This is a genomic window from Nocardioides sp. (genome assembly GCF_035503875.1).
Classification (GTDB): domain Bacteria; phylum Actinomycetota; class Actinomycetes; order Propionibacteriales; family Nocardioidaceae; genus Nocardioides.
The window spans coordinates 1-24,081 of the sequence record NZ_DATJTA010000107.1 but is presented as its reverse complement, the minus strand read 5'-3'; the positions used below and the strand labels follow the sequence as shown (position 1 = coordinate 24,081).

24 protein-coding genes are annotated in these 24,081 nt (G+C 71.7%); 17 read left to right on the top strand and 7 right to left on the bottom strand.

The window, feature by feature from the left end:
• Positions 1–54 precede the first annotated feature (54 nt).
• The 12 genes from tsf (at position 55) to VMF51_RS25700 (ending at position 11,267) form a co-directional block, all read left to right on the top strand.
• On the top strand, positions 55–867 hold the full coding sequence (gene tsf / locus VMF51_RS25755) for a translation elongation factor Ts (protein ID WP_325477355.1): 813 nt from the start codon (positions 55–57) through the stop codon (positions 865–867).
• A gap of 174 nt (positions 868–1,041) precedes the next feature.
• On the top strand, positions 1,042–2,160 hold the full coding sequence (locus VMF51_RS25750) for an SPFH domain-containing protein (protein WP_325477354.1): 1,119 nt from the start codon (positions 1,042–1,044) through the stop codon (positions 2,158–2,160).
• Between the two features lie 10 nt (positions 2,161–2,170).
• Positions 2,171–3,295 carry a hypothetical protein gene (locus tag VMF51_RS25745; protein ID WP_325477353.1) on the top strand — a complete coding sequence of 375 codons (1,125 nt, stop codon included), beginning with the start codon at positions 2,171–2,173 and terminating at the stop codon, positions 3,293–3,295.
• A 132-nt stretch (positions 3,296–3,427) separates the two neighbouring features.
• Positions 3,428–4,141, top strand: a complete 714-nt coding sequence (pyrH, locus tag VMF51_RS25740) for a UMP kinase (RefSeq protein WP_325477352.1) — start codon at positions 3,428–3,430, stop codon at positions 4,139–4,141.
• An 82-nt stretch (positions 4,142–4,223) separates the two neighbouring features.
• Positions 4,224–4,778 carry a ribosome recycling factor gene (gene frr / locus VMF51_RS25735; protein ID WP_325477374.1) on the top strand — a complete coding sequence of 185 codons (555 nt, stop codon included), beginning with the start codon at positions 4,224–4,226 and terminating at the stop codon, positions 4,776–4,778.
• 22 nt (positions 4,779–4,800) lie between these two features.
• Positions 4,801–5,670: a phosphatidate cytidylyltransferase gene (locus tag VMF51_RS25730; RefSeq protein ID WP_325477351.1), complete on the top strand. Its 870-nt coding sequence runs from the start codon at positions 4,801–4,803 to the stop codon at positions 5,668–5,670.
• Positions 5,671–5,678: 8 nt separating this feature from the next.
• Positions 5,679–6,200: a histidine phosphatase family protein gene (locus VMF51_RS25725; RefSeq protein ID WP_325477350.1), complete on the top strand. Its 522-nt coding sequence runs from the start codon at positions 5,679–5,681 to the stop codon at positions 6,198–6,200.
• Positions 6,200–6,538 (top strand): hypothetical protein, encoded by a 339-nt coding sequence (locus VMF51_RS25720; RefSeq protein ID WP_325477349.1) that lies wholly within the window; start codon positions 6,200–6,202, stop codon positions 6,536–6,538. The genes VMF51_RS25725 and VMF51_RS25720 overlap by 1 nt, the downstream gene beginning before the upstream one ends.
• 22 nt (positions 6,539–6,560) lie before the next feature.
• Positions 6,561–8,078 carry a glycerol kinase GlpK gene (glpK, locus tag VMF51_RS25715; RefSeq protein WP_325477348.1) on the top strand — a complete coding sequence of 506 codons (1,518 nt, stop codon included), beginning with the start codon at positions 6,561–6,563 and terminating at the stop codon, positions 8,076–8,078.
• A gap of 52 nt (positions 8,079–8,130) precedes the next feature.
• Positions 8,131–9,282, top strand: coding sequence for a 23S rRNA (adenine(2503)-C(2))-methyltransferase RlmN (gene rlmN / locus VMF51_RS25710; RefSeq protein ID WP_325477347.1), 1,152 nt, complete (start codon positions 8,131–8,133; stop codon positions 9,280–9,282).
• A complete protein-coding gene (locus VMF51_RS25705) occupies positions 9,279–10,073 on the top strand; it encodes a GNAT family N-acetyltransferase (protein ID WP_325477346.1) in 795 nt (264 codons plus the stop codon). Before rlmN ends, VMF51_RS25705 begins: the two co-directional genes overlap by 4 nt.
• Before the next feature lie 63 nt (positions 10,074–10,136).
• Positions 10,137–11,267, top strand: coding sequence for a glycosyltransferase family 1 protein (locus VMF51_RS25700; protein WP_325477345.1), 1,131 nt, complete (start codon positions 10,137–10,139; stop codon positions 11,265–11,267).
• Between the two features lies 1 nt (position 11,268).
• Here the strand turns inward: VMF51_RS25700 and VMF51_RS25695 are convergent, their stop codons facing one another.
• The 3 genes from VMF51_RS25695 to VMF51_RS25685 form a co-directional block, all read right to left on the bottom strand.
• Positions 11,269–12,363 (bottom strand): Rossmann fold nucleotide-binding protein, encoded by a 1,095-nt coding sequence (locus VMF51_RS25695; protein WP_325477344.1) that lies wholly within the window; start codon positions 12,361–12,363, stop codon positions 11,269–11,271.
• A 10-nt stretch (positions 12,364–12,373) separates the two neighbouring features.
• Entirely contained in the window at positions 12,374–13,294 is a 921-nt protein-coding gene (locus VMF51_RS25690; RefSeq protein WP_325477343.1) for a serine protein kinase RIO, read from the bottom strand.
• 219 nt (positions 13,295–13,513) lie between these two features.
• Positions 13,514–14,878 carry an MBL fold metallo-hydrolase gene (locus VMF51_RS25685; RefSeq protein WP_325477342.1) on the bottom strand — a complete coding sequence of 455 codons (1,365 nt, stop codon included), beginning with the start codon at positions 14,876–14,878 and terminating at the stop codon, positions 13,514–13,516.
• Between the two features lie 100 nt (positions 14,879–14,978).
• On the opposite strand from VMF51_RS25685, the gene VMF51_RS25680 reads away from it, so the two are divergent.
• The gene (locus VMF51_RS25680) at positions 14,979–16,394 is read left to right on the top strand and encodes a M1 family metallopeptidase (RefSeq protein WP_325477341.1); all 1,416 of its coding nucleotides are present in this window, start codon (positions 14,979–14,981) and stop codon (positions 16,392–16,394) included.
• A gap of 9 nt (positions 16,395–16,403) precedes the next feature.
• On the opposite strand, the gene VMF51_RS25675 is transcribed toward VMF51_RS25680, so the two are convergent.
• Both VMF51_RS25675 and VMF51_RS25670 read right to left on the bottom strand, forming a co-directional pair.
• Positions 16,404–17,804: an FAD-binding oxidoreductase gene (locus tag VMF51_RS25675; protein WP_325477340.1), complete on the bottom strand. Its 1,401-nt coding sequence runs from the start codon at positions 17,802–17,804 to the stop codon at positions 16,404–16,406.
• Complete coding sequence (locus tag VMF51_RS25670; RefSeq protein ID WP_325477339.1) at positions 17,789–18,262, bottom strand: Lrp/AsnC family transcriptional regulator; 474 nt, start codon at positions 18,260–18,262, stop codon at positions 17,789–17,791. The genes VMF51_RS25675 and VMF51_RS25670 overlap by 16 nt, the downstream gene beginning before the upstream one ends.
• 235 nt (positions 18,263–18,497) lie before the next feature.
• On the opposite strand from VMF51_RS25670, the gene VMF51_RS25665 reads away from it, so the two are divergent.
• Genes VMF51_RS25665 through VMF51_RS25650 form a run of 4 tightly spaced genes read left to right on the top strand, consistent with a single transcriptional unit; the run spans position 18,498 to position 22,474 of the window.
• On the top strand, positions 18,498–19,628 hold the full coding sequence (locus VMF51_RS25665; protein ID WP_325477338.1) for a spermidine/putrescine ABC transporter substrate-binding protein: 1,131 nt from the start codon (positions 18,498–18,500) through the stop codon (positions 19,626–19,628).
• Positions 19,612–20,775, top strand: coding sequence for an ABC transporter ATP-binding protein (locus VMF51_RS25660; protein WP_325477337.1), 1,164 nt, complete (start codon positions 19,612–19,614; stop codon positions 20,773–20,775). Before VMF51_RS25665 ends, VMF51_RS25660 begins: the two co-directional genes overlap by 17 nt.
• On the top strand, positions 20,775–21,680 hold the full coding sequence (locus VMF51_RS25655) for an ABC transporter permease (protein WP_325477336.1): 906 nt from the start codon (positions 20,775–20,777) through the stop codon (positions 21,678–21,680). The genes VMF51_RS25660 and VMF51_RS25655 overlap by 1 nt, the downstream gene beginning before the upstream one ends.
• Positions 21,677–22,474: an ABC transporter permease gene (locus VMF51_RS25650; RefSeq protein WP_325477335.1), complete on the top strand. Its 798-nt coding sequence runs from the start codon at positions 21,677–21,679 to the stop codon at positions 22,472–22,474. Before VMF51_RS25655 ends, VMF51_RS25650 begins: the two co-directional genes overlap by 4 nt.
• A gap of 45 nt (positions 22,475–22,519) precedes the next feature.
• Here VMF51_RS25650 and VMF51_RS25645 read toward each other — a convergent pair whose 3' ends face one another.
• Both VMF51_RS25645 and VMF51_RS25640 read right to left on the bottom strand, forming a co-directional pair.
• Complete coding sequence (locus VMF51_RS25645) at positions 22,520–23,461, bottom strand: hypothetical protein (protein WP_325477334.1); 942 nt, start codon at positions 23,459–23,461, stop codon at positions 22,520–22,522.
• Between the two features lie 127 nt (positions 23,462–23,588).
• The coding region (locus tag VMF51_RS25640; RefSeq protein ID WP_325477333.1) for an aminotransferase class III-fold pyridoxal phosphate-dependent enzyme at positions 23,589–24,081 on the bottom strand (493 nt) is incomplete at its 5' end.

The following is a 24,081-nucleotide window of genomic DNA, read 5'->3' as shown; positions in this document are numbered from 1 at the left end:
CCGCCGCGTCGCTGAATGCGGTGCCACCCACTCGAACAACAGGGAAGAAGACTCATGGCGAACATCTCTGCCGCCGACGTCAAGAAGCTCCGTGAGCTCACCGGCGCCGGCATGATGGACTGCAAGAAGGCCCTCACCGAGGCCGACGGCGACTTCGACAAGGCCGTCGAGATCCTGCGGGTCAAGGGCGCGGCCAAGGCCGAGGCCCGCGGCGCCGAGCGCGAGGCGACCGCCGGTCTGGTGGCGCACGCCCCCGGCGTGCTCGTCGAGCTCAAGTGCGAGACCGACTTCGTGGCCAAGGGTGACGACTTCGTCGCCACGGCCGAGAAGATCGCCGCCGCGGCGTCCGACGCCAAGCCGGCCGACGTCGAGGCCCTCAAGGCCGTCGCGCTCGACGGCTCGACCGTCGGCGCCGTGGTCGACGCCCTCGCGGTGTCGATCGGCGAGAAGATCGAGCTCGGCCAGTACGTCGCGTTCGAGGGCGACGTCGTCGCCTACATGCACAAGCGTGCCGCCGACCTGCCGCCCGCCGTCGGCGTCCTCGTCGAGTACACCGGCGACGCCGACGCGGCCCGTGCCGCGGCGATGCAGATCGCGGCCATGCGCCCGCAGTACCTCACCCGCGACGAGGTCCCCGCCGACATCGTCGAGCACGAGCGCAGCATCGCCGAGCAGAAGTCGCGCGAGGAGGGCAAGCCCGAGCAGGCGATCGCCAAGATCACCGAGGGCCGCCTCAACGGCTTCTTCAAGGAGGTCGTCCTCCTCGAGCAGCCGTCGGTGACCGAGAACAAGAAGTCGGTCAAGGCCGTCCTCGACGAGTCCGGCACCACCGTGAAGCGGTTCGCCCGCTTCGAGGTCGGCGCCTGATCCGAGGCACCTCGGACGTCGTCGCCGGGGCCGGTCCGCGAGCAGCAGCTCGTGGACCGGCCCCGGTCGCATTTCCCCGTGGCCCTGGGGATATCCCGCGGTCGGAGCGCCCCGCGGTCCAGTAGGGTCCCGGTGCGGCCGCCGGGGTCGCGAGCGGCAGGACGAGGGGAACCCATGGGTCTGTTCGACAAGGTGCGCGGCCAGTTCATCGACATCGTCGAGTTCCTCGACGACAGTCGCGACACCCTCGTGTGGCGCTTCCCGCGCCAGGGCAACGAGATCAAGATGAACGCCCAGCTCGTCGTCCGCGAGGGCCAGGTGGCGGTCTTCGAGAACGAGGGCCAGATCGCCGACGTCTTCACCCCCGGGACCTACACGCTGGAGACCCGGAACCTGCCGATCCTCTCCACCCTGAAGGGCTGGAAGTACGGCTTCAACTCGCCGTTCAAGGCCGAGGTCTACTTCGTCGGCATGCGGCAGTACACCGACCTGAAGTGGGGCACCCAGAACCCGGTCACGCTGCGCGACGCCGAGTTCGGGATGGTCCGGCTGCGGGCCTTCGGCACCTACGCGCTCCAGGTCACCGACCCGGCGACGCTGCTGCGCCAGCTGGTCGGCACCGACCCGCACTTCCGCACCGACGAGGTCTCGGAGTTCCTGCGCCAGAACATCGTCAGCCAGGTCGGTACGGCGCTGGCGAACTCCAACCTGCCGATGCTCGACCTCGCGGCCAACCAGCAGACCATCGCCGACACGCTGGCCGGCACCCTGACGACCAACCTGGCCGACTTCGGCATCTCGATCCCACGCTTCGTCATCGAGAACATCTCGCTGCCGCCCGAGGTCGAGGAGGCGCTCGACAAGCGCACCTCGATGGGCGTGCTCGGCAACCTCGACCAGTACACCAAGTTCCAGGCCGCCGAGGCGATCGGCGACGCCGCCAACAACCCGGGCGGCGCCGGGGAGGGCCTCGGCATGGGCGTGGGGATGGCGCTCGGCAAGCAGATGGCCGACTCGCTCAACCCGCAGCAGGCCCCGGCGGCACCCGCCGCGCCCGCGGGCGGACCGCCGCCGATCCCGGGCGCGGCGCAGCCGTGGTTCCTGGCCGTGGGCGCCGCCCAGGTCGGTCCGGTCGGCGCCGCGGAGCTGCCCGCCAAGGTCGCCTCGGGCGAGCTGACCCCGAACACCCTCGTCTGGCAACAGGGGATGGCGGCCTGGACGGCCGCGTCCGAGCTGCCGGAGCTGCAGGGTCTGTTCGCGGCCACGCCTCCGCCGCTGCCGCCGCACGCCTGATCGGGTCGCGATGTCCGAGACTCCCGCGGCCCCCGCGCCGCTCAGCTCGACCTGCCCGAGCTGCGGCGCCCAGACGGCGTACGCCCCCGGCACGACGTCCCTGCGGTGCGGGTCGTGCGGATCCGAGCTGGAGATCGCGGCGAGTGCCGCCACCATCCGCGAGCACTCGTTCGACGAGTGGGTGTCCCGGCACGGCACCGTCGAGGTGGCCGCGCTGGTCGCGCACGTGCTGCGCTGCCAGGGCTGCGGCGCGAGCACCGAGACCGACGACCTGGCGAGCGCCTGCCAGTTCTGCGGCGGCGCGCTGATCGCCGACGAGCACCCCGAGGGCCTGGTGGCTCCCGAGGCGATCGTCCCGTTCCACGTCGACCGGCGCGGCGCCCAGGAGGCGTTCGGGACGTGGGTCCGGTCCCGCCGGTTCGCCCCGAACGCGCTGAAGAAGGTCGGCTCGACCGAGGGCCTGCACGGCACCTACGTGCCGCACTGGACCTACGACGCGCACACCGAGACCGACTACGTCGGCCAGCGCGGCGACTACTACTACGTCACGGTCAGCCACCAGGTCTCGGACGGCAAGGGCGGCACCCGCACCGAGACGCGGCAGGAGCGGCGTACCCGCTGGACGTCCGCGTCGGGCCACGTGTCGCGCACCTTCGACGACGTCCTGGTCGTGGCCAGCCACCAGCTCGACGAGGACCACCTGGAGAAGATGGGTCCCTGGACCCTGGCCGACGCACGGCCGTTCCAGCAGGAGTACCTCACCGGCTACTCCGCCCTGCGCTACGACCTCGACCCGCAGGCGGGGTCGGAGGAGGCGCGGGCCGAGATGCGCCGCGACATCGAGGACGACTGCGAGCGCGCCATCGGCGGCGACGAGCAGCGCGTGTCGAACATGGACGTGACGTACTCCCGGGCGATGTTCAAGCTCGTGCTGATGCCGCTGTGGATCGCCACCTACCTCTACGGAGGCAAGACCTGGCAGGTGATGGTCAACGCCAATACCGGCGAGGTCGTGGGGGACCGCCCGTGGAGCGTCCCGAAGATCGCCGCCGCCGTGCTCGCAGCCCTGCTCGTGATCGGGATCGTCGTCGCGCTCGTCATGGCCGGCTCGGACGGCACCTCGTCCAGCCCCTAGCTGCACCCGGCAGGTCCGGTCCGCCGGTGCTGGCTTCGTGGTCGGGGGACGTCATCCGATAGGTTTCTCCCGGTGGCCGGGCCGCGCGTGCGCGCCCGGTCCGACGTTCGACATCGACCAGGGAGGTTCTCGGTGACCGGGTACAAGCGTGTGCTCCTGAAGCTCTCGGGTGAGGTGTTCGGCGGGGGGAACGTCGGCGTCGACCCCGACGTCGTCCAGAAGATCGCCGCCGAGATCGCCGAGGTGGCCCGGGCCGGCGTCCAGATCGCGGTCGTGACCGGCGGCGGCAACTTCTTCCGCGGCGCCGAGCTCCAGCAGCGCGGCATGGACCGGGTCCGTGCCGACTACATGGGCATGCTCGGCATCGTCATGAACTGCCTCGCGCTCCAGGACTTCCTGGAGAAGCTGGGCGTCGAGACGCGGGTGCAGACCGCCATCACGATGGGCCAGGTCGCCGAGCCCTACATCCCGCGCCGCGCGATCCGGCACATGGAGAAGGGCCGGGTCGTGATCTTCGGCGCCGGCATGGGGATGCCCTTCTTCTCCACCGACACGGTCGCCGTGCAGCGGGCGCTGGAGTCCAAGTGCGACGTCGTCCTGGTCGCCAAGAGCGGCGTCGACGGCGTCTACACCGCCGACCCGAACCTCGACCCGACCGCGACCAAGTTCGACGACCTCACCTACGACGAGGCGATCTCGCGCGGGCTGCGGATCATGGACCAGACGGCGTTCGCCCTGTGCGGAGAGAACAAGCTGCCCATGGTCGTGTTCGGGATGGAGCCGGAGGGCAACATCCTCCGGGTCGTCCGAGGTGAGAAGATCGGGACGCTGGTGAGCGCGGGCTGAGTGCCCGTTCCACCACAGCGACCCGCGCCGACCGAGCGCAGCACCGACCAGCGCAGCACCCCGAGCAACAGGAGCAGCCGTGATCAACGACATCCTCAACGAGGCCGACGGCAAGATGGCGAAGTCGGTCGAGGCGACCCGCGAGGAGTTCTCGGCGATCCGGGCCGGCCGGGCGCACCCGAGCATGTTCAGCAAGATCGTCGTCGACTACTACGGCTCCCCGACGCCGCTGCAGCAGCTGGCGTCCTTCACCGCCCCCGAGGCGCGGATCATCCTGATCCAGCCGTACGACATCGGGGCGATCGGCAACATCGAGCGCGCCATCCGCGACTCCGACCTCGGCGTCAACCCGTCCAACGACGGCAAGATGCTCCGCTGCAACTTCCCGGAGCTCACCGAGGAGCGCCGCAAGGAGTTCATCAAGGTGGCCCGGGCCAAGGCCGAGGACGGCCGAGTCGCGGTGCGCAACCTGCGTCGTACGGCGAAGCAGGCCCTGGAGCGCCTCGAGAAGGACGGCGAGGTCGGCAAGGACGACGTGACCGGTGCCGAGAAGCGCCTCGACGGCGTCACCAAGAAGCACACCGACGCGATCGACGAGCTGCTGAAGAACAAGGAGGCCGAGCTGCTGGAGGTCTGAGACCTCTCTGGCTCGGCTCCCGATGACCGACACCACCCCGGCGCCGCCCAAGGACCACGGCCGCGCCGGCCGCGACCTGCGCGCGGCCTTCGCCTCCGCCTTCGTACTCGTCGGCGCGATCCTGCTGTCGCTGCTGTTCTGGAAGACGGCGTTCATGGTGATCGTGGCGATCGCCGTGGTCGTCGCGATCTGGGAGCTGCACCGCGGGTTCGGGGTCAAGGGCATCGACCTGCCCGAGCAGCCGCTGATGCTCGGCGGCGTCGTGATGGTCGTCGTCGCGTACTTCTGGGGTGCACCGGCGCTGGTCACGGCCACGGCCGTCGCCGCCCTGATGACGATGCTCTGGCTGCTGCGCCGGGGGATCGAGGGCTACGTCCAGAACGCGACGGCGTCCGTCTTCAGCCTGATCTACGTCCCGTTCCTCGGCTCGTTCGTCGCGCTGCTGCTGGCCGAGGGCGGCGGCGTCAACGCCAGCGGCCTCGACGACCCGGGCGTCCAGGGGATCATCACCTTCGTCGCGATCACCGTCGCCTCCGACACCGGCGGGTACGTCGCCGGCGTGCTGTTCGGCAAGCACCCGATGGCCCCGGTCATCTCGCCGAAGAAGTCCTGGGAGGGCTTCGCCGGCTCGTTCGTCTTCTGCCTGGTCGCGGGCTGGGCGCTGGTCGTCTACCTGCTCGACGGTGACTGGTGGGTCGGACTGCTGCTCGGCCTGGTCACGGTCGTCATGGCCACCCTGGGTGACCTGTGCGAGTCGGTCATCAAGCGCGACCTCGGCATCAAGGACATGAGCCAGGTGATCCCCGGTCACGGTGGGCTGATGGACCGCCTCGACTCGCTGCTGGCCACCATCGCGCCGATCTGGCTGATCCTGCACTACCTGGTCTTCTAGGACCGGGCGTGACCCTCTTCCTGGTCAGGCACGGGCGGCCGGTCGTCGATCCCACGACGCCGGCCGCGTCCTGGCCGCTCGACCCTGCGGGGTTCGACGACGTGTGGGCGCTGCGCGACCGGCTGCCCCAGGGCGCGGTGTGGTTCACCTCCCCGGAGCCGAAGGCGCTCGAGACCTGCCAGCTGCTGACCGAGGGCGAGGTCGGCATCGTCGACGGCCTGCGGGAGCACCAGCGTGGTGCGGCCTGGGTCGACGACCTCCCGGCCGCCGTACGACGAGCCTTCGCCGAGCCCGAGGTACCCGCCGTCGTGGGCTGGGAGCCGCTGGCGGCCCTGCGCGAGCGCGTGGTCGGTGCGGTGCGGTCGATCCGGGAGGTGCACCCGGACCAGGACGTGGTGCTGGTCGGGCACGGCACCGCCTGGACCGTGGTCGCCGCGGCGCTGACCGGCACCGAGCCCGACCTGGATCGCTGGGCGCGTCTCGGCATGCCCGACGTGCTGACCCTGTCCGAGCCGCTACTCTCGGCGTGATGAGCACCGAGGAGCAGGCCCCCGCCGCGGAGCCCAGCTGGTGGCACCGCGACCACCCGACCTTCACGTCGCTCTCCGGCTTCTTCACCGGCCTGCTGTTCGTCATCCTGGTGCCGGGCATCTACGCCGGCCTGCTGAGCGTGCTCGTCGAGACCGAGACGGCGGAGGAGCTGTTCCCGCTGGTGCTGGTCACGCTGGCCATCCCGATCGGGCTGACCGTCGCGCCTCGCACCCGGCGCTTCGGCCGCTACATGCTGATCGGGATCGTCACCACCGCCGTCGTCGTGCTCGCCTCGGCCGGCCTGGTGCTCTGGATCCTCTACAGCACCGACGCCTGATCCACCGGCAGGAGGGCCGACCATGACGACCTACGTGGGAGCCGTCGACCAGGGCACCACCAGCACCCGGTTCATGATCTTCGACCACGACGGTGGCGAGGTGGCCCGGCACCAGCTCGAGCACGAGCAGATCCTGCCGCGGGCCGGCTGGGTCGAGCACGACCCGGTGGAGATCTGGGAGCGCACCCGCTCGGTCGTCGAGATCGGCCTCGGCCGGGCCGGGCTGACGCACCGCGACCTCGCCGCGGTCGGCATCACCAACCAGCGCGAGACGACCGTGGTCTGGGACCGGAACACCGGGCGGCCCTACTACAACGCGATCGTCTGGCAGGACACCCGCACCGACAAGATCGCCGCCAAGCTGGAGCGCGACGGCCACGGCGACCTGATCCGGGAGCGGGCCGGCCTGCCGCCGGCGACGTACTTCTCGGCCGGGAAGATCCAGTGGATCCTCGAGAACGTCGACGGCGTGCGGGAGGCCGCAGAGCGCGGCGACGCGCTGTTCGGTACGACGGACTCCTGGCTGGTCTGGAACCTGACCGGCGGCATCGACGGGGGAGCGCACGTCACCGACGTCACCAACGCCAGCCGCACGATGCTGATGGACCTCGAGACCTGCGCCTGGGACGACGAGCTGCTCGCGCTCTTCGACATCCCGCGAGCGATGCTCCCCGAGATCAGGTCGTCCAGCTGCCCGGAGGGCTACGGACGCACGGCCGAGCGCGGCCCGTTCCGGGGGGAGGTGCCGCTCACCGGCATCCTCGGCGACCAGCAGGCCGCCACCGTCGGCCAGGTCTGCTTCGAGCCGGGGGAGGCCAAGAACACCTACGGCACCGGCAACTTCATGCTGCTCAACACCGGGACCGAGCCGGTGCGCTCGAAGGCCGGACTGCTGACGACGCTCTGCTATCGCTTCGGCGACGAGCCGCCGGTCTACGCCCTGGAGGGCTCGATCGCCGTCACCGGCTCAGCCGTGCAGTGGCTGCGCGACCAGCTCGGCATCATCTCCGGTGCCGCGCAGAGCGAGTCGCTCGCCCGGCAGGTCAAGGACAACGGAGGCGTGTACTTCGTGCCGGCGTTCTCGGGCCTGTTCGCGCCGTACTGGCGCTCCGACGCGCGCGGCGCGATCGTCGGGCTGTCCCGCTTCAACACCAACGCCCACGTCGCGCGGGCGACCCTCGAGGCGATCTGCTACCAGAGCCGCGACGTCGCCGAGGCGATGGCGCAGGACTCCGGCGTACGCCTCGAGGTGCTGAAGGTCGACGGCGGCGTGACGGCGAACGAGCTGTGCATGCAGATCCAGGCCGACGTCCTCGGGGTCGACGTCAGCCGGCCGGTGCTCGCGGAGACGACGTGCCTGGGCGCGGCGTACGCCGCCGGGCTCGCCGTGGGCTTCTGGACCGACACCGACGAGCTGCGCCGCAACTGGAACGAGGGGCGGCGCTGGACCCCGCGCTGGGACGACGAGCAGCGCGCGGAGGGGTACGCCGGGTGGAAGAAGGCCGTCGAGCGGACCCTGGACTGGGTCGACGTCGAGTGACCGCGCGCCGAGGTTTTCGGCTGACGTGGTAGCGGGTGGGACACTCGGAGGGATGTCCTCCGCAGAGACCCCCGACCAGCCCGCCGGCGCGACCGCGCTGCCGCTGGTCTTCGACGAGCCCCGCGGCCGCAAGAAGCCCCCGCGGCACCTGGCCGACCTCGACGCCGCCGGCCGCAAGGCGCTCCTGGAGGAGCACGGCCTGCCGGGCTTCCGGGCCAAGCAGCTGTCCACGCACTACTTCGCGCGGTTGGTCGACGACCCGGAGGCGATGACCGACCTGCCCGCCGGCCAGCGCGCCGAGCTCGTCTCCGCGCTGCTGCCGGACCTGATGACCCCGCTGCGCACCCTCGAGGCCGACAAGGGCACCACCCGCAAGACGCTGTGGAAGCTCTTCGACGGCGCGCTGGTCGAGTCGGTGCTGATGCGCTACCCCGACCGGGCGACCGTGTGCGTCTCGAGCCAGGCCGGCTGCGGCATGGCCTGTCCCTTCTGCGCCACCGGCCAGGGCGGCCTGCAGCGCAACATGTCGACCGCCGAGATCGTCGAGCAGGTCGTCGCCGCCCACCGGGCGATGGCCCGCGGCGAGGTCCCGGGCGGCCCCGGCCGGGTCTCCAACGTGGTCTTCATGGGCATGGGCGAGCCGCTGGCCAACTACAAGGCCGTGATCGGCGCCGTACGCCGGATGACCGACCCGACCCCCGACGGCCTCGGCATGTCCGCGCGCGGGATCACCGTCTCCACGGTCGGGCTGGTGCCGCGGATCCGGCAGCTGACCGAGGAGGGCATCCCGGTCACGCTCGCGCTCAGCCTGCACGCCCCGGACGACGAGCTCCGCAACGAGCTGGTGCCGATCAACACCCGCTTCTCGGTCGCCGAGACCGTCGAGGCCGCGTGGGACTACGCGAAGGCGACCAAGCGCCGGGTCTCGATCGAGTACGCCATGATGCGCGGCATCAACGACCAGGCGCACCGCGCCGACCTGCTCGGCGACGTCCTCCGCTCGTACGGCGACTGGGGCTGGGTGCACGTCAACCTGATCCCGCTCAACCCGACGCCGGGCTCGAAGTGGACCGCCTCCGACCCCGCCGACGAGCGCGAGTTCGTGCGCCGGCTGGAGGCCAAGGGCATCCCGACCACCGTCCGCGACACGCGAGGCCGCGAGATCGACGGCGCCTGCGGTCAGCTGGCGGCCACGGAGTCGTGACCCCGGAGGACGTGGCGGCCGCCTCGGCGGCCTGGCTGTGGTTCCCCGACGACGCGACGGTCTACAGCACCGAGGAGCTGCTGCTCGTCGGCTGGCCGCCGTCCTTCGGTACGCCGCCGACGGTGCTGCACCTCGCCGCCGCCGACGAGGACGACGTCGACCGGCTGCTCGTCGACGCCGATGCCCGCGCGCGGTCCTGGGGGTACGACGCCCTCGACGTCCGGGTGCCGCTCGGGGCGCCGGACGCGCTGCGCGAGACCCTGGAGGACCTCGACGGGGCCGTCGTCGAGACGGTCGACGTGCACGCGCTGGACCTGGCGGCCGGGTCGCCCGAGCTCGACGTACCGGCCGACGTCGAGGTGCGCTGGCAGCTCGACGAGCAGACCACCCGCGACCACCTCACGGTCTCCGTCGCCGCGTTCGGCGAGGGTGGGCTTCCGGACAACGAGCGGATCCGCGAGCTCGCCGCCGACGCCGCGCTTGCCCACGGCGAGGGTCTCGGAGCCGCGGCGGTCGCCTACCTCGACGGCCGGCCGATCGGCACCGGCGGGCTGACCCTCGCCGAGGGCGAGGCGGGCCGGGTCGCGCTGCTCTGGGGCGCCGGCGTGGTCCCCGACGCGCGCGGTCGCGGCGGCTACCGCGCGGTGCTCGCCGCCCGCCTGCAGTACGCCGTCGCGCACGACGCCGCGTTCGCGCTGGTCAAGGGCCGGGTCGAGACGGCCGCGCCGATCCTGCGCCGGGCCGGCTTCACGGCGTACGGCCGGGAGCAGACGTACCGCCTGTCACTCTGAGGTTCACGTGACGGCCACGTCACACTGGCCCCACGTTGGGATCGGCTTCCTAACGTCAGCCGCATGGACAACCTCCGGGTCCTGATCGTCTCCGAGTCCTTCCTTCCCCAGGTCAACGGCGTCACCAACTCCGTCCGCCGCGTCCTGGAGCACCTCGCCGCCACCGGCCACACGGCCGAGCTCGTCGCGCCGACCGGCCCGCCGACGTACGCCGGCTTCCCGGTCACGCACGCCCGTGGTGCGAGCCTGCCGTTCTACCGCGACTTCCGGATCGGTCTGGAGACTCGGCGCCGGCTGCGCTCGGTGATGCTCCGCTTCCGCCCCGACGTGGTGCACATCGCCTCGCCCGCGACGCTGGGCTACCAGGCCACCCGGGCCGCGGGCGAGCTCGGCATCCCGACCCTCGCCGTCTACCAGACCGACCTCGTCGGCTTCGCCGAGCGGTACGGCGTCGCGGGCGGCTGCCGGGCGATGGCGACCCTGACCCGCCGCATCCACCACCGCGTCGACCTCACGCTCGCGCCGTCGAGCGCGAGCCTGCGCCAGCTCGACGGGCTGGGCATCCCGCGCACGGTGCTCTGGCCGCGCGGCGTCGACCTCCAGGCCTTCCACCCGGTACGCCGCTCGGCCGCCCTCCGCGGGGAGCTCGCGGCCGACGGCCGGCTGCTCGTCGGGTACGTCGGCCGGCTGGCTCCCGAGAAGGAGCTCCCTCTCCTGTCTTCCCTGGCCGAGGACCCGCGCGTGCGCCTGGTCCTCGTCGGAGGCGGCCCGGAGGAGCAGCGGTTACGCACCCTGCTTCCCGGTGCCGCCTTCCTCGGCGTGCTGCACGGCGACGCGCTCGGGGCGGCGTACGCCAGCCTCGACGTGTTCGTGCACACCGGCCGTCACGAGACCTACTGCCAGTCCGCGCAGGAGGCGCTGGCCTCCGGGGTGCCGGTCGTCGCGCCGCGTGCCGGCGGGCTGGTCGACGTCGTGGCCGACGGCGTCGCCGGGCACCTCTACGAGCCCGGCGACCCGGCCGCGCTGGCGTCGTACGTCGGGCGGCTCGCCGACGACACCCTCTACCGCCGCCGGATGGGCCTCGCGGCCCGCCGCAGCGTCGGCGACCGCTCCTGGCGCGCGGTCAACGAGCGGCTGGTCGACCACTACCGCTCGCTCGCTGCCGGTGCGGGCGCCGGCCGGCTGGCCGCCTGACCTACCCGACCATCAGCGCCGCGGCCTCCTCGACCGTGTCGACCAGGTGCACGTGCGGCTCCATGGCGCGCCCGCGGGCCAGCGCCTGGAGGAGCGGCCAGACGGGCAGGGTGCGCGTCCAGTGCTCCTCGCCGACCAGCACCATCGGCGCGATGGAGGACTCGTCGGCGTAGTAGTTCTCGCAGGCGTCCTGGAAGACCTCCTGCACGGTCCCGGCGGCACCCGGCAGGAACACGATGCCGGCGTCGCACACCTCCAGCAGGATGGCCTCGCGCACGGCGTTGCGGAAGTACTTCGCCACGGCCGTCGCGAACAGGTTCGGCGGCTCGTGGCCGTAGTGCCAGGTCGGGATCCCGAGCGTCTCGCGGGGCTCCGGGACCCGCTCGGTCACCAGACGGGCCGCGGCGGCCCACGCCGTCACCGAGGGCCGGTACGACGGCACCTGCGCGAGCTCGGTCAACGCCCGGTCGAGCTCACCCGCCGGTCGGCCGGCCAGGCGAGCGCCCAGGTTGGCCGCCTCCATCGCGCCCGGCCCGCCGCCGGTCGCCACCACGAGGCTCCCGCCGAGCAGATGACCCAGGCGGGCGGCGTCGGCGTACCCCTGCTCGCCGCGGAGCGCGGCGTGCCCGCCCATCACGCCGACCATCCGGCGCTCGCGCACCCAGGACTGCAGCGCCTGGTCGACAACGTGGTCGTGCAGCGTCTTGGCGAGCTCGTCCTCGGCGTCGCCGGGCCGCTGCGCCCAGGCGTAGGCGCGGGCGTCGAGCGAGCCGTCGTACTCCCCGCCGGCGACGACGGTGTCGTAGAGCTCGCCGGGGGAGTAGAGCGCCGCGCGGTGCACGTCGACGGGTACGTCGGGGATCGCGGGCAGCACCAGCGCCCCGGCGGCCGACAGCTCGTCGCCGACGCCGGGCGCGAACCGGCAGCCGAGGAACGACGCGCCGGCGACGCGGCACCCGCGCAGCTCGGCGGTGCGGTCGGTCAGGTCGACCGCCCGCACCCGCCAGCCGGACAGCCGGCGCGCGCCCGCGGCCAGTCTCCGGTCGAGGTCGCCGAGGGACTCGACGTGGACGATCCGGCCGCGGGTGCGCTTCACGCCCCGAACCCTAGAAGGCGTGCCCCAGGAGCTCACCGAACAGGTCGTGCTCGTCGACCTCGAGCCCCCGGGCGCGGAACCAGGTGCAGATGTTCGTGCAGTCCCGCAGCAGGAAGTCCATCCCGTTGAGGTTGCCGACCAGGTCGACGATCTGCGGAAGGTCGATGATCACGAGCCGATCGCCCGCGGCCAGGATGTTGTACGGCGACAGGTCGCCGTGCACGATCCCGTGCTGGACCATCGTGGCCAGCGCGTCGCGCAGCTGGTCGAAGTAGCTCCGCAGCAGCTCGGGCTCCGGCCGGGTCTGGGCCAGCCGGGGTGCGGTGTCGACGCCGTCGTCGGTCTCGACGGTGATCCACTCCATCAGGATCTCGGTGCCGTCGATCTGCACGGGATACGGCACCGGCAGCCCGAGCGCCCAGAAGCGCTTGAGCGCGTCCCACTCCGAGACCGCCCACTCGCCGGCCGCGACCAGCTTGCCGAAGGTGCTCTTGCGCTTGATCGCCCGCTCGTCGCGGGAGCGCTTCATGCTCCGGCCCTCGGTGTACGACGCGGCGCGGTGGAACGTGCGGTGCTCGCTGCTGCGGTAGCGCTTGGCCGCCATCACGACCCCGCGCTCGGGCTCCAGCGGGTCGGCCCGCTCGAGGAGGAAGACGTCGGCCTCCTTGCCGGTCTTCAGGATGCCGAGCTCGGTGTCGATCGCGCCCCGGGAGGTCACGACCCAGTCGGGTCGCGGCTCGGGTCCGCGGGAGAGCGGCTCGACGTCGTACCAGGTGGTCCAGCGCTGGCCGTCGGCGACCTCGTCGTACGCCTGGAAGTCGAAGACGAAGGACTCGTCGATGCCCTCGAGGCGGTCGACGTGGTGGTCGGGCTCGGGGAGCCGGACGAAACTGTCAGAGGTGTACTGCTCCGGAGCGGAGTCGTGTGACATGGGTGGTGGTGCTCCATCGGAAGAGGTGGGGGCGGTCTGCGTTCAGGCCGACGACAGTCCTGGACATGTCACGCTCCTCTCGATGGGCACCGCGCGGTCGCACGGTGCGGGGGATCCAGCATCAGCGTCCGAGGGGGCACCCCGCAACCGCTTTTCCGCCGACCCGGCGCGAGTTCGCGCCGGGTCGGCACCACATTCACGCCGGGTCGGCGGTGGGGGTCAGGCGGCGTGGGGATCGGTGGCGGTGGGGATCCCGAGCGCCGCGACCTGCTCCCAGCCGTCGTCGACGTGAACGACCGACCGGCCCGCGCGGTGCAGCAGGCTGGCGGCGATGCCGGCGCGGTAGCCGGAGCGGCAGTGCACCCACAGCTCGCCGGCGGGCAGGGTGGCGGCGACCAGGTCGACGTCCTGCACCGGTACGTGGACGGCCCCGGGCAGGTGTCCGTCGTCCCAATCGTCACGCTGCCGGACGTCGACAACCACGCGCTGCTCGCCGGTGGGGGAGCGGAAGTCGGCCCAGGCCGCGCGGCGGTACGTCGCCTCCAGCGGCTCCGCCCGCGGCAGCACGTGGGTGCCGACGCCCTCGATGCCGATGCGGGCCAGGTCGCGCAGCGCGGGCTGCAGCAGGCGGGGCGAGTCGGTGAGCAGCACGATGTCGTCCTGCCACGGCACCAGCCAGCCGACGTACGTCGCGAACCGGGGCGAGTACTCGATGCTCACCGACCCGGCGACGTGGCCGTCGGCGTACTCCTCGTGGCCGCGCAGGTCGATGACCCAGGACCCGCGCAGGATGGCGTCGCTGACCTCCTCCGCGGTCGCCGGCCGGGCCGCGCGGGGCTCTGCCCGGCCGGCGCCGGCCCGGTTGAGCGGGTCGAGGTGGGCGGAGTACGCCGGGACCGGTCCGTCGCCCGCGACCAGATCGTGGGCGAAGCGGTCGCGGGCGGTGCTGAAGGCCGGGTTGCGGCTGGTCTCGTCGCCGATGGTCACGGTGTCTCCGTCCTGGGGGTCGTCCCTGCTCGGGGTGCCGGTGGTGCTGCGCGCGCAGAAGCTGCCGGACCCGTGGGTGGGGTGCAGCGCCGTGCGCGGGTCGAGGCCGCCGATCAGGCGGATGCTGGCCCACTGATCCCGGGCCAGGCCGAGGGCCAGGCGCGGGTGGACCAGGTCGGTGCGCCCGACGCCGCCGTACAGCAGGCTGCCCCCGCTGAACAGGGCGCCGGGCTGCTCGTCGCGGCGGACCAGGAAGGACTGGTGGTGCCGGGTGTGCCCCGGGGTCGCCAGCACCTCGACCTCCAGCCCGCCGACGCTCACCACGTCGCCGTGACGTACGCCGACGCGCTCGAAGTCGACCCGCTCGTCGGCCGACAGCAGGTAGTCGGCGCCGTGCCGCCGGGCCAGCGCGAGCGCGCCGGAGACGTAGTCGTGGTGGACGTGGGTGTCGGCGACGGCCGAGATCTCGACCCCGGCCTGCGCGGCCGCCCGCTCGACGGCGGTCAGGTCGCGGGGCGGGTCGACGACGAGGGCGCGCCGCCCGTCGTGGACCAGGTGGCAGCGGTTCCCGAGCTCCGGGACCTCCAGGGTGATCACCCGCACCGCGACCTCGCTTAAAGTCTAGTAACTAACTAGAGTTATAGCATCCGCGGTCGCGGAAAGCGAGCATCTCGGCGAGGTGGTCTACCTTGCAGCCGTGGGTCCCCTCCGTCGTCTCGTCCCGGCGCTCGCGCTCGTCTGCACCGTCGGTCTCGTCGCGCCCGCGTCACCGGTCACGGCCGCGGACCCGCGGCCGGGCGCCGCCGGCATCGGCGACCCGTACTTCCCGCTCGACGGCAACGGCGGGATCGACGTGCTCCACTACGACATCCAGGTCGCCTACGACCTGGCCGCCGGGCGGCTGCGGGGCGACACCCGGGTGACCCTCCGCGCCACCCGCGCCCTCACGCGCTTCAACCTCGACCTGCTGCTGCCCGTGCAGTCGGTGCGCATCGACGGAGCGCCGGTGGCGTTCCGCAAGCCCGACCAGCACGAGCTGCAGGTCACCCCCGCCGCGCCGCTGCGGAAGGGACAGACCGTCCAGGTCGCGGTGGCGTACGACGGCCACCCCGCGCCGATCACGTACGCCGGCGAGCAGAACTGGATCGCCGACGAGCACGAGGTCGTGGCGATGAACCAGCCGCACATGGCGCCGTGGTGGTTCCCCGCCAACGACCACCCGCGCGACCGGGCGCGCTTCGACGTGCGCATCTCGGTGCCCAGCGGCCTGGACGTCGTCGGCAACGGCACCCTGGTCGGCCGCACGGTCGCCGGGCCGCTCGCGACCACCCACTGGCGCAGCGCCGAGCCGATGGCGTCCTACCTCGCGTTCTTCGCCGCTGGCTCGTTCCGTACGGCGTCCGGCACCCACCGCGGCCTGCCCTGGTACGTCGCCGTCTCGGAGCGACTCGATCCCGCGCAGCAGAGCCGCGCGATGCGGCTGATGAAGCAGACGCCGGCCATCACCGCGTGGCTCACCCGCCGCCTGGGCCGCTACCCGTTCTCGAGCACCGGCGGTCTCACCACCGCGCTGCCCGTCGGCTTCGCGCTCGAGAACCAGACGCGGCCGACGTACCCCGTCCTCGACCACGGGGGCACGAGCACGGTGGTCCACGAGATGGCGCACCAGTGGTTCGGCAACTCCGTGACCGTCCGCGGCTGGCGCGACATCTGGCTCAACGAGGGGCCAGCGACCTTCTTCGAGGTGCTGTGGGCCGAGAAGCACGGCGGTCCGAGCGGGCGCGAGTGGCTCGACCGGGCCTACCGCGACCTCCGGGCCAACGACTACTTCTGGCGGGTCCGGATCCACGACCCCGGTCCGGGGCACCTCTTCGACGTGCCGATCTACCAGCGTGGGGCGATGACGATGCAGGCCCTGCGCTCGCGGATCGGCGGGCGCGACTTCAACCGGCTCCTGCGCACCTGGGTGCGCACTCATCGCGGCGGCACGGGCACCACGCGGCAGTTCGTCGCGCTCGCCGAGCGGGTCAGCGGCGAGGAGCTCGGGCGGTTCTTCCGCGCCTGGCTGCGCGCCCCGCGCCCGCCGGCCCGCACCCGCGCGAACGGCCTCTGATCGACGCCCTCAGCGCAGCAGCGGTGAGACGGCGCGGGCGATCAGGCTGGGCCGCCGGGTCAGTCTCTCCTCGGCGTCGGCCACGGTCATCGCGCGCAGCCCCGCGTTGATGCCGAGCCAGCGCAGCGGCTCGGGCTCCCACTGCGGGGAGCGGTGCCCGACCCAGGGCAGCCGGACCAGGTCGGTGTCGTGGCCCAGCACCAGGTCGCGCAGGGTCCGGCCGGCCAGGTTGGTGGTCGACAGGCCGTCGCCGACGTACCCGCCCGCCCAGGCGAGCCCGGTCGTGCGGTCCAGGCCCACCGAGGCGGTCCAGTCGCGCGCGATGCCGAGCGCCCCGCCCCACGCGTGGGTGACCCGGGTGCCGGTCAGGACCGGGAACAGGTCGACGAGCGCGGCGTAGAGGCCGGCGAAGACGCGCTCGTCGCGGTCGTGCTCGGGCCGGATCCGCGAGCCGAGGTGGTACGGCGCCCCGCGGCCGCCGAAGACCAGCCGGTCGTCGGCGGTCCGCTGGCCGTAGACGATGAGGTGCCGGTGGTCGCTGAACGTCTCGCGCCGGGCCAGGCCGATCCCGTCCCAGGTGGCCGCGGGCAGCGGCTCGGTCGCGATGATCAGCGAGTAGACCGGGGCGACGGCCCGGCGCTGCCCCTCGAGGCGGGCGGTGTAGCCCTCGGTCGCGCGGACGACGGTGGCGGCGCGGACGGTGCCGTGCTCGGTGACCGCGGCACCGGGCTCGATCCGGGTGACGCGGGTCCGCTCGAAGACGCGCACACCACGTCGCTCGACGGCGCCCGCGAGGCCGCGCACCAGCCGCGCCGGGTGCAGCGCCGCGCAGTCGGGGGTGTACGTCGCGCCGCGGGTGCGGCTGCCGTTCAGCACGGACCGGGCCTCGGACGACCCGAGCAGCCGCAGGTCGTCCTCGCCGCGACCCCAGGAGCGGGCGTGCGCGACCTCCGCGGCAGCCCGGGAGAGCTGGGCGCGGGTGCGTGCCAGCACCACGGTGCCGCTCTGGGCGATGTCCGCGTCGATCCCCTCGGCCGCGGCCGCGCGGACGACCTCGTCGACCGTCGCCCGCATCGCGGCGTGCTGGGCGAGCGCGGCCCGCCGCCCGTCCGGACCGCCACCGGCCATCGCGGCGAGGCTGTCGAGCGAGGCCGGGAACAGGGCCGAGCACCAGCCGCCGTTGCGCCCGGAGGCGCCGAAGCCGGCCACCTCGGACTCCAGGACCGCGATCCGCAGGGCGGGGTCGGCCTCGGCGAGGTAGTACGCCGTCCACAGGCCGGTGAGGCCGCCGCCCACGACGGCGACGTCCACGTCGGTGTCGCCCGGCAGCGCGGGCCGCGGGGTCCAGTCGTGCTCCGCGGTCTCGTGCCAGAGCGAGAGCCCGGCGTACCCGTTCAGCGCACACCCCACGAGTAGGTCTGCTTGTGCAGCCGCAGGTACATGAAGGTCTCGGTGGCCAGGACGCCGTCGATCTTGCGGATGTCGTTCGAGATGAGCCGGAGCAGGTCCTCGTCGCTCTCCGCGACCACCTCGACCATCAGGTCGAAGCTGCCGGCGGTGATCACGACGTAGTCGACCTCGGGCAGGGCGCCGATCGCGTCGGCGACGGGCTCGAGCGGGCCGGTGACCCGGATCCCGACCATCGCCTGACGCGCGAAGCCGAGCTCGATCGGGTCGGTCACCGCGACGACCTGCATGACGCCGCCGTCGATGAGCCGCTGCACGCGCTGGCGTACGGCGGCCTCGGAGAGCCCGACGACCTTGCCGATCGCGGCGTACGAGCGCCGTCCGTCCTGCTGGAGCTGCTCGATGATGGCCTTCGAGACGTCGTCGAGCGGCGCCGGACCGCGCTCTGATCGGGGACTCATGGAGTCATGCTCCCAGGCTCGAGGGGTGCGGCCAAGCAGCGGCACGGCCGTCGTCGTACGAGGGATTTCGTTGCGAACAGGTTTCCGATCGACCGGATCGCTTGTCGGCACCCCCCTGAAGTGGCACGATCCGAGCCATCGAGAGCACGCACTCGTAGGGGGTCACATGACGTCAGGCACGCCTGGACCCGGCCGCGGACCTGGCTTCGCATCGCGCCGGACGGTCCTCCGCGGCGTGGGGACCGTCGCCTTCCTCGGGGCCAGCGCCGCTGCGCTGAAGCTGCCGTTCTTCGAGACCTCCGGGGTGCAGCAGGACCCGGCGACGTGCCGGGCGACCGACGTGTCGGCCAGCCAGAAGCGGCTGATCATCTCGAACTGGCCGCAGTACATCGACGCCGACGAGGACCCCTCGACGCTCTCGACCTTCGAGGAGCGCACCGGGATCGCCGTCGACTACTCCGACGACGTCAACGACAACGCCGAGTTCTACGCCAAGGTCCGCAACCAGATGGCGGACTGCACCTCGATCGAGCGCGACATGGTGATGCTCACCGACTGGATGGCCGCGCGGTTCATCTCGCTCGGCTGGACCCAGCCCTACGACAAGGCCAACGTCCCCAACCTGCACGCCAACCTGATCGACCCGCTGCGGGACCGTCAGTGGGACCCGGACCTGGAGTTCCACGCCCCGTGGCAGTCGGGACTGACGGGCATCGCCTACAACGCCGCGAAGACCGGAGAGGTGCGCAGCTTCGAGGAGCTGTTGACCCGGGCCGACCTGCGCGGTCGCGTCACGCTGCTGACCGAGATGCGCGACACGATGGGCTTTCTGCTGCTGGTCACCGGGGCGGACCCCGGCGACTTCACCGACGACGAGTGGGGCGTGGCGATCGACCGGCTCCAACAGGTCGTGGCGAGCGGTCAGATCCGCGCCTTCACGGGCAACGACTACACCCAGGACCTCGCCGCCGGGAACATCCTGGCCTGCGAGGCGTGGTCCGGCGACGTGATCCAGCTCCAGTACGACAACCCCGACATCAAGTTCGTCGTCCCCGAGGAGGGGCTGTCGCTGTGGAGCGACAACATGATCATCCCCAACCTCGCGACCCATCAGGCCAACGCCGAGCAGTGGATCAACTACTACTACGAGCCCGAGGTCGCCGCGAAGCTGGCCGCCTGGGTCAACTACATCTGTCCGGTCAAGGGTGCGCAGCAGGAGATGGAGAAGATCGACCCCGAGCTCGCCGCCAACCCGCTCATCTTCCCCGACGACGACATGCTGGCGGACACCTTCGACTTCATGCCGCTCGACGCCCGCCAGAGCAACGAGTACGAAGGAGACTGGGCCAATGTCACAGGTGGCTGACGTGCAGCGCGAGCGGGCGGACGACTCGTCGTACGACGGGCTGCGGATCCGCGAGCTGACCAAGTCGTACGGCGTGTTCACGGCCGTCCAGCACCTCGACCTCGACATCCCGCGCGGCTCGTTCATCGCCCTGCTCGGTCCGTCGGGCTGCGGCAAGACGACCACGCTGCGGATGGTCGCCGGGCTGGAGACGCCGACCTCGGGCTCGATCACGTTGGCGGGGGAGGACATCACCTTCGCCAAGCCGTACAAGCGGCCGGTCAACACCGTCTTCCAGAACTACGCGCTCTTCCCGCACCTCGACATCTTCGAGAACGTCGCCTTCGGCCTGAAGCGGCGCAAGGTCAAGGACGTCGAGCAACAGGTGCGCGACATGCTCGACCTGGTCGAGCTCGGCAGCCAGACCCGCAAGAAGCCGGCCCAGCTCTCCGGCGGCCAGCAGCAGCGGGTCGCACTGGCCCGGGCGCTGATCAACCGGCCCGAGGTGCTGCTGCTCGACGAGCCGCTGGGCGCGCTCGACCTCAAGCTGCGGCGCTCGATGCAGATCGAGATCAAGCGGATCCAGGTCGAGGTCGGGCTCACCTTCGTACACGTCACCCACGACCAGGAGGAGGCCATGACCATGGCCGACACGGTCGCGGTGATGAACGCCGGCGTCATCGAGCAGCTCGGCGCCCCGGCCGAGCTGTACGAGAACCCCCGCTCGACGTTCGTCGCGAACTTCCTCGGTCAGTCCAACCTGATCGAGGGCACGGTGCTCGGCCGCTCCGCCGACGTCACCACCGTCGACATGCACGGCATCCAGGTGTCGGTGCCCACCGAGCGGACCCACACCGACGGCGACAAGGGCTGGATCGGCATCCGCCCCGAGAAGGTGCTGATCGGCGAGGTCGGCGAGGAGCTCGACGCTCCCGGCAACACCATCCCGGGCGGTGTGGTCTCCGACGTCAGCTTCAACGGCGTCTCCACCCAGTACCTCGTCCGGATGCCGTGGGGCCAGGAGCTCCAGGTCTTCCAGCAGAACACCGGCCGGGTCCGGCTGTTCCGCTCCGGTGAGCCGGTCGAGCTGTCCTGGCGCCCGGAGTACGCCTTCCTGCTCGACTTCTCCCAGGACGCCTCGGCCGGCGCGCAGAAGGGCGACGACTGATGACCAGCACGGCCGGTGTCGCGCCGGTCGCGGCGGCCGACGTACGTGCCGACACCGGCCGGCGGCGCGGGCGGACCGGCTACCTGCTCCTGCTGCCGGCGTTCCTGACCCTGCTGCTGTTCTTCGTCCTGCCCTTCTACTCGCTCGTCGCGACGAGCCTGTACGACCCCAGCGGGTCGGACATCGAGGGCTACTCGATGACCTACCACGTCGCGAACTACTGGGACGCGCTCCAGGAGTTCTGGCGGCCGCTGCTGCGCTCGCTCTGGTACGGCGCGATCGCCACCGTCATCTGCCTGGTGCTGGGCTACGTGCTCGCCTACGCGATGGCGTTCAAGGCGGGCCGCTGGAAGTACCTGCTGCTGGTGCTGGTCATCGCGCCGTTCTTCACCAGCTTCCTGGTGCGGACCCTGTCGTGGAAGCTGATCCTGGCCGACGACGGGTACGTCGTGGACCTCCTGCAGTTCCTGCACATCCTCGGTGAGGACGGGCGACTGCTCGCCACCCCGGTCGCGGTGGTCGCGGGCCTCGTCTACAACTTCCTGCCCTTCATGATCCTGCCGCTGTTCGCGAGCCTGGACCGGATCGACCACCGGCTCGTCGAGGCGTCCAGCGACCTGTACGCCAGCCCCTTCGTCGGGTTCTTCAAGGTCACCTGGCCGCTGTCGCTGCCCGGGGTCGTCTCCGGCACGCTGCTGACCTTCATCCCGGCGGTCGGCGACTACATCAACCAGGTGCTCCTCGGGAGTCCGAACCAGCGGATGATCGGCAGCGTCATCCAGAGCCAGTTCGTCGACGCCAACAACTACCCCTCGGCGGCGTCGCTCTCGACGATGCTGATGCTGCTGATCCTGGCGATGGTCCTGGTCTACATACGCCGCGCAGGGACGGAGGAGCTGCTGTGAGGTGGATCCGCGAGCACCTGGTGCTCCTGCTCGGCCTGCTGGTGCTGATCTACATGTTCGTGCCGATCTTCGTCGTCGTCCTCATGAGCTTCAACGACCCGGTCAGCCGCAACGTCTACCGATTCGACGGGTTCACCCTCGACAACTGGACGAACTTCTGCGGCGCGCAGGGCATGTGCGACGCGCTGTGGCTCAGCATCCGGATCGGGCTGCTCGCCACCGTGGTGGCGACGATCCTCGGCACCCTCGCGGCGTTCGCGCTGGTGCGGCACGACTTCGCCGGCCGCTCCGCCAGCAACCTGCTGATCTTCCTGCCGATGGCCGCCCCCGAGATCGTGCTCGGATCCTCGCTGCTCGCGCTCTTCGTCTCGTCGGGCTTCGCGGGCCAGCTGGGCTTCTGGACGATCTTCATCGCCCACGTGATGTTCTGCCTGTCCTTCGTCGTCGTCACCGTGCGCGCCCGGCTCGCCGGCATGGACGACAACCTCGAACAGGCGGCGATGGATCTCTACGCCACGCCCTCGCAGACCTTCTGGCGGGTGACCTTCCCGCTCGTGCTGCCCGGCATCGTGGGCGCCGCCCTGCTGAGCTTCTCGCTCTCCTTCGACGACTTCATCATCACCAACCTCAACGCCGGCAGCGAGACGACGTTCCCGATGTACGTCTGGGGCGCCGCCCAGCGCGGTGTCCCCATGCAGGTCAACGTCGTCGGCACGATCATGTTCCTGCTCTCCGTGGCCATCGTCGTCGCCGGCGAGATCACCTCCCGCCGCCGCCGAGCCGCCCTCACTTGACCGCCGACCCGGCGTGAATGTGGTGCCGACCCGGCGTGAATGTGGTCAGAAGTACCGCACGCCGCGGTGCTCGGCCCAGGCCTCGCGCAGGAGCCGCTCGGCGTTCTGATGCTGGCCGAACGTGTTCGCCTCGGTGAACTCCCCGATCCGCCACGAGCGATGGTGGCGAATCCACTCGCGCCGCTCCCGGTCGTGGGAGCGCTGCGCGTCGCTCGAGTGCCACGCGCGCCCGTCGTACTCGGCGGCGAAGCGCTCGTCGGGAAGCCCCAGATCGAGGAAGTACGACGACCCGTCGTCGCGGGTGATCTCGACCTGGGTCTCGGGCGGCGGGAGGCCGGCGTCGCACCAGCGGTTGAGCAGCGCGGCCTCGCCGAACGACGCGAGGCCGGCGTCGACGCGCGGCAGCAGCTCCCGCTGCAGGACGACCCCGCGCCGTCCCTTGAGGCGGGCGACCTCGCCGCACAGCCGATCGTGGGTGAACGTCCCGGTGGCGAGCATGCACGCCATCTGCCACAGGCGCAGGTCGGCGGTGCGTTGGAGGCGGCCGCCGTCGAGCGCGGTCCGCAGCGGAGTCGTGACGACGAGGCCGTTGACCTCCATCAGCTCGTGCGGCTCGACGTGCCGTTCGCCGCTGCGGGTGAGGTCGTTGCGCAGCCGATGCCCGCCGCTCGGCCGGAAGAACGAGATCGGCGGCACCTTCTCGTGGTCGCCGGGCGCGAGCGCCTTCTCTCCCGAGTGCAGCCAGGCGGCCGTCAGGTCGCACACGAACCCGTCCGCCGGTACGACGAGCCCGAGGACGCGACAGCGCAGGTCCAGGGAGTCGGCCGCCGAGGCGGCGACGTACACGTTGCGCACCGGCCGCCGGAGGACGTGCTGCTTGACCAGCTGATGCAGGCGCCAGTCCGGTACGCCGGCCTCCCGGGCCTGGACTCGCGTGAACGGCTGGTCGGGTCGGAACGGGAAGTCGTCGGGAAGTGGGATCGCCATGCGTCCCGGCATGCCCGTCCCGCCGTGCGTCGTACCACCCGTCCGTCGGGGCTGTGGACAACCGCCGACCCGGCGCGAGTTCGCGCCGGGTCGGCAGCAAACTCACGCCGGGTCGGCGGTGGGTGGGTCAGAGGAGGGAGGAGGCCTTGTCGAGGACGGTGCGGAGGATCTGCTCCATCTCGTCGAAGTGCTCGGGGCCGCAGATGAGCGGGGGAGCGAGCTGGACGACCGGGTCGCCGCGGTCGTCGGCGCGGCAGTACAGGCCCTCGGCGTACAGCTGCTTGGAGACGAAGCCGAAGAGCAGGCGCTCGCACTCCTCGGCGGTGAAGGTCTCCTTGGTCGCCTTGTCCTTGACCAGCTCGATCCCGTAGAAGTAGCCGGCCCCGCGGATGTCACCGACGATCGGCAGGTCGGACAGCTTGCCCAGGGTGGAACGGAAGCCGTCCTCGTTCTCGCGCACGTTGCCGAGCAGGTTGTCCCGCTCGAACACGTCCAGGTTGGCCAGCGCGACCGCGGCCGAGACCGGGTGGCCCGCGAACGTGATGCCGTGCAGGAAGGTCGCGGTCCCCTGGGTGAACGGCTCCATCAGCCGGTCGGACACGATCATGCCGCCGAGCGGC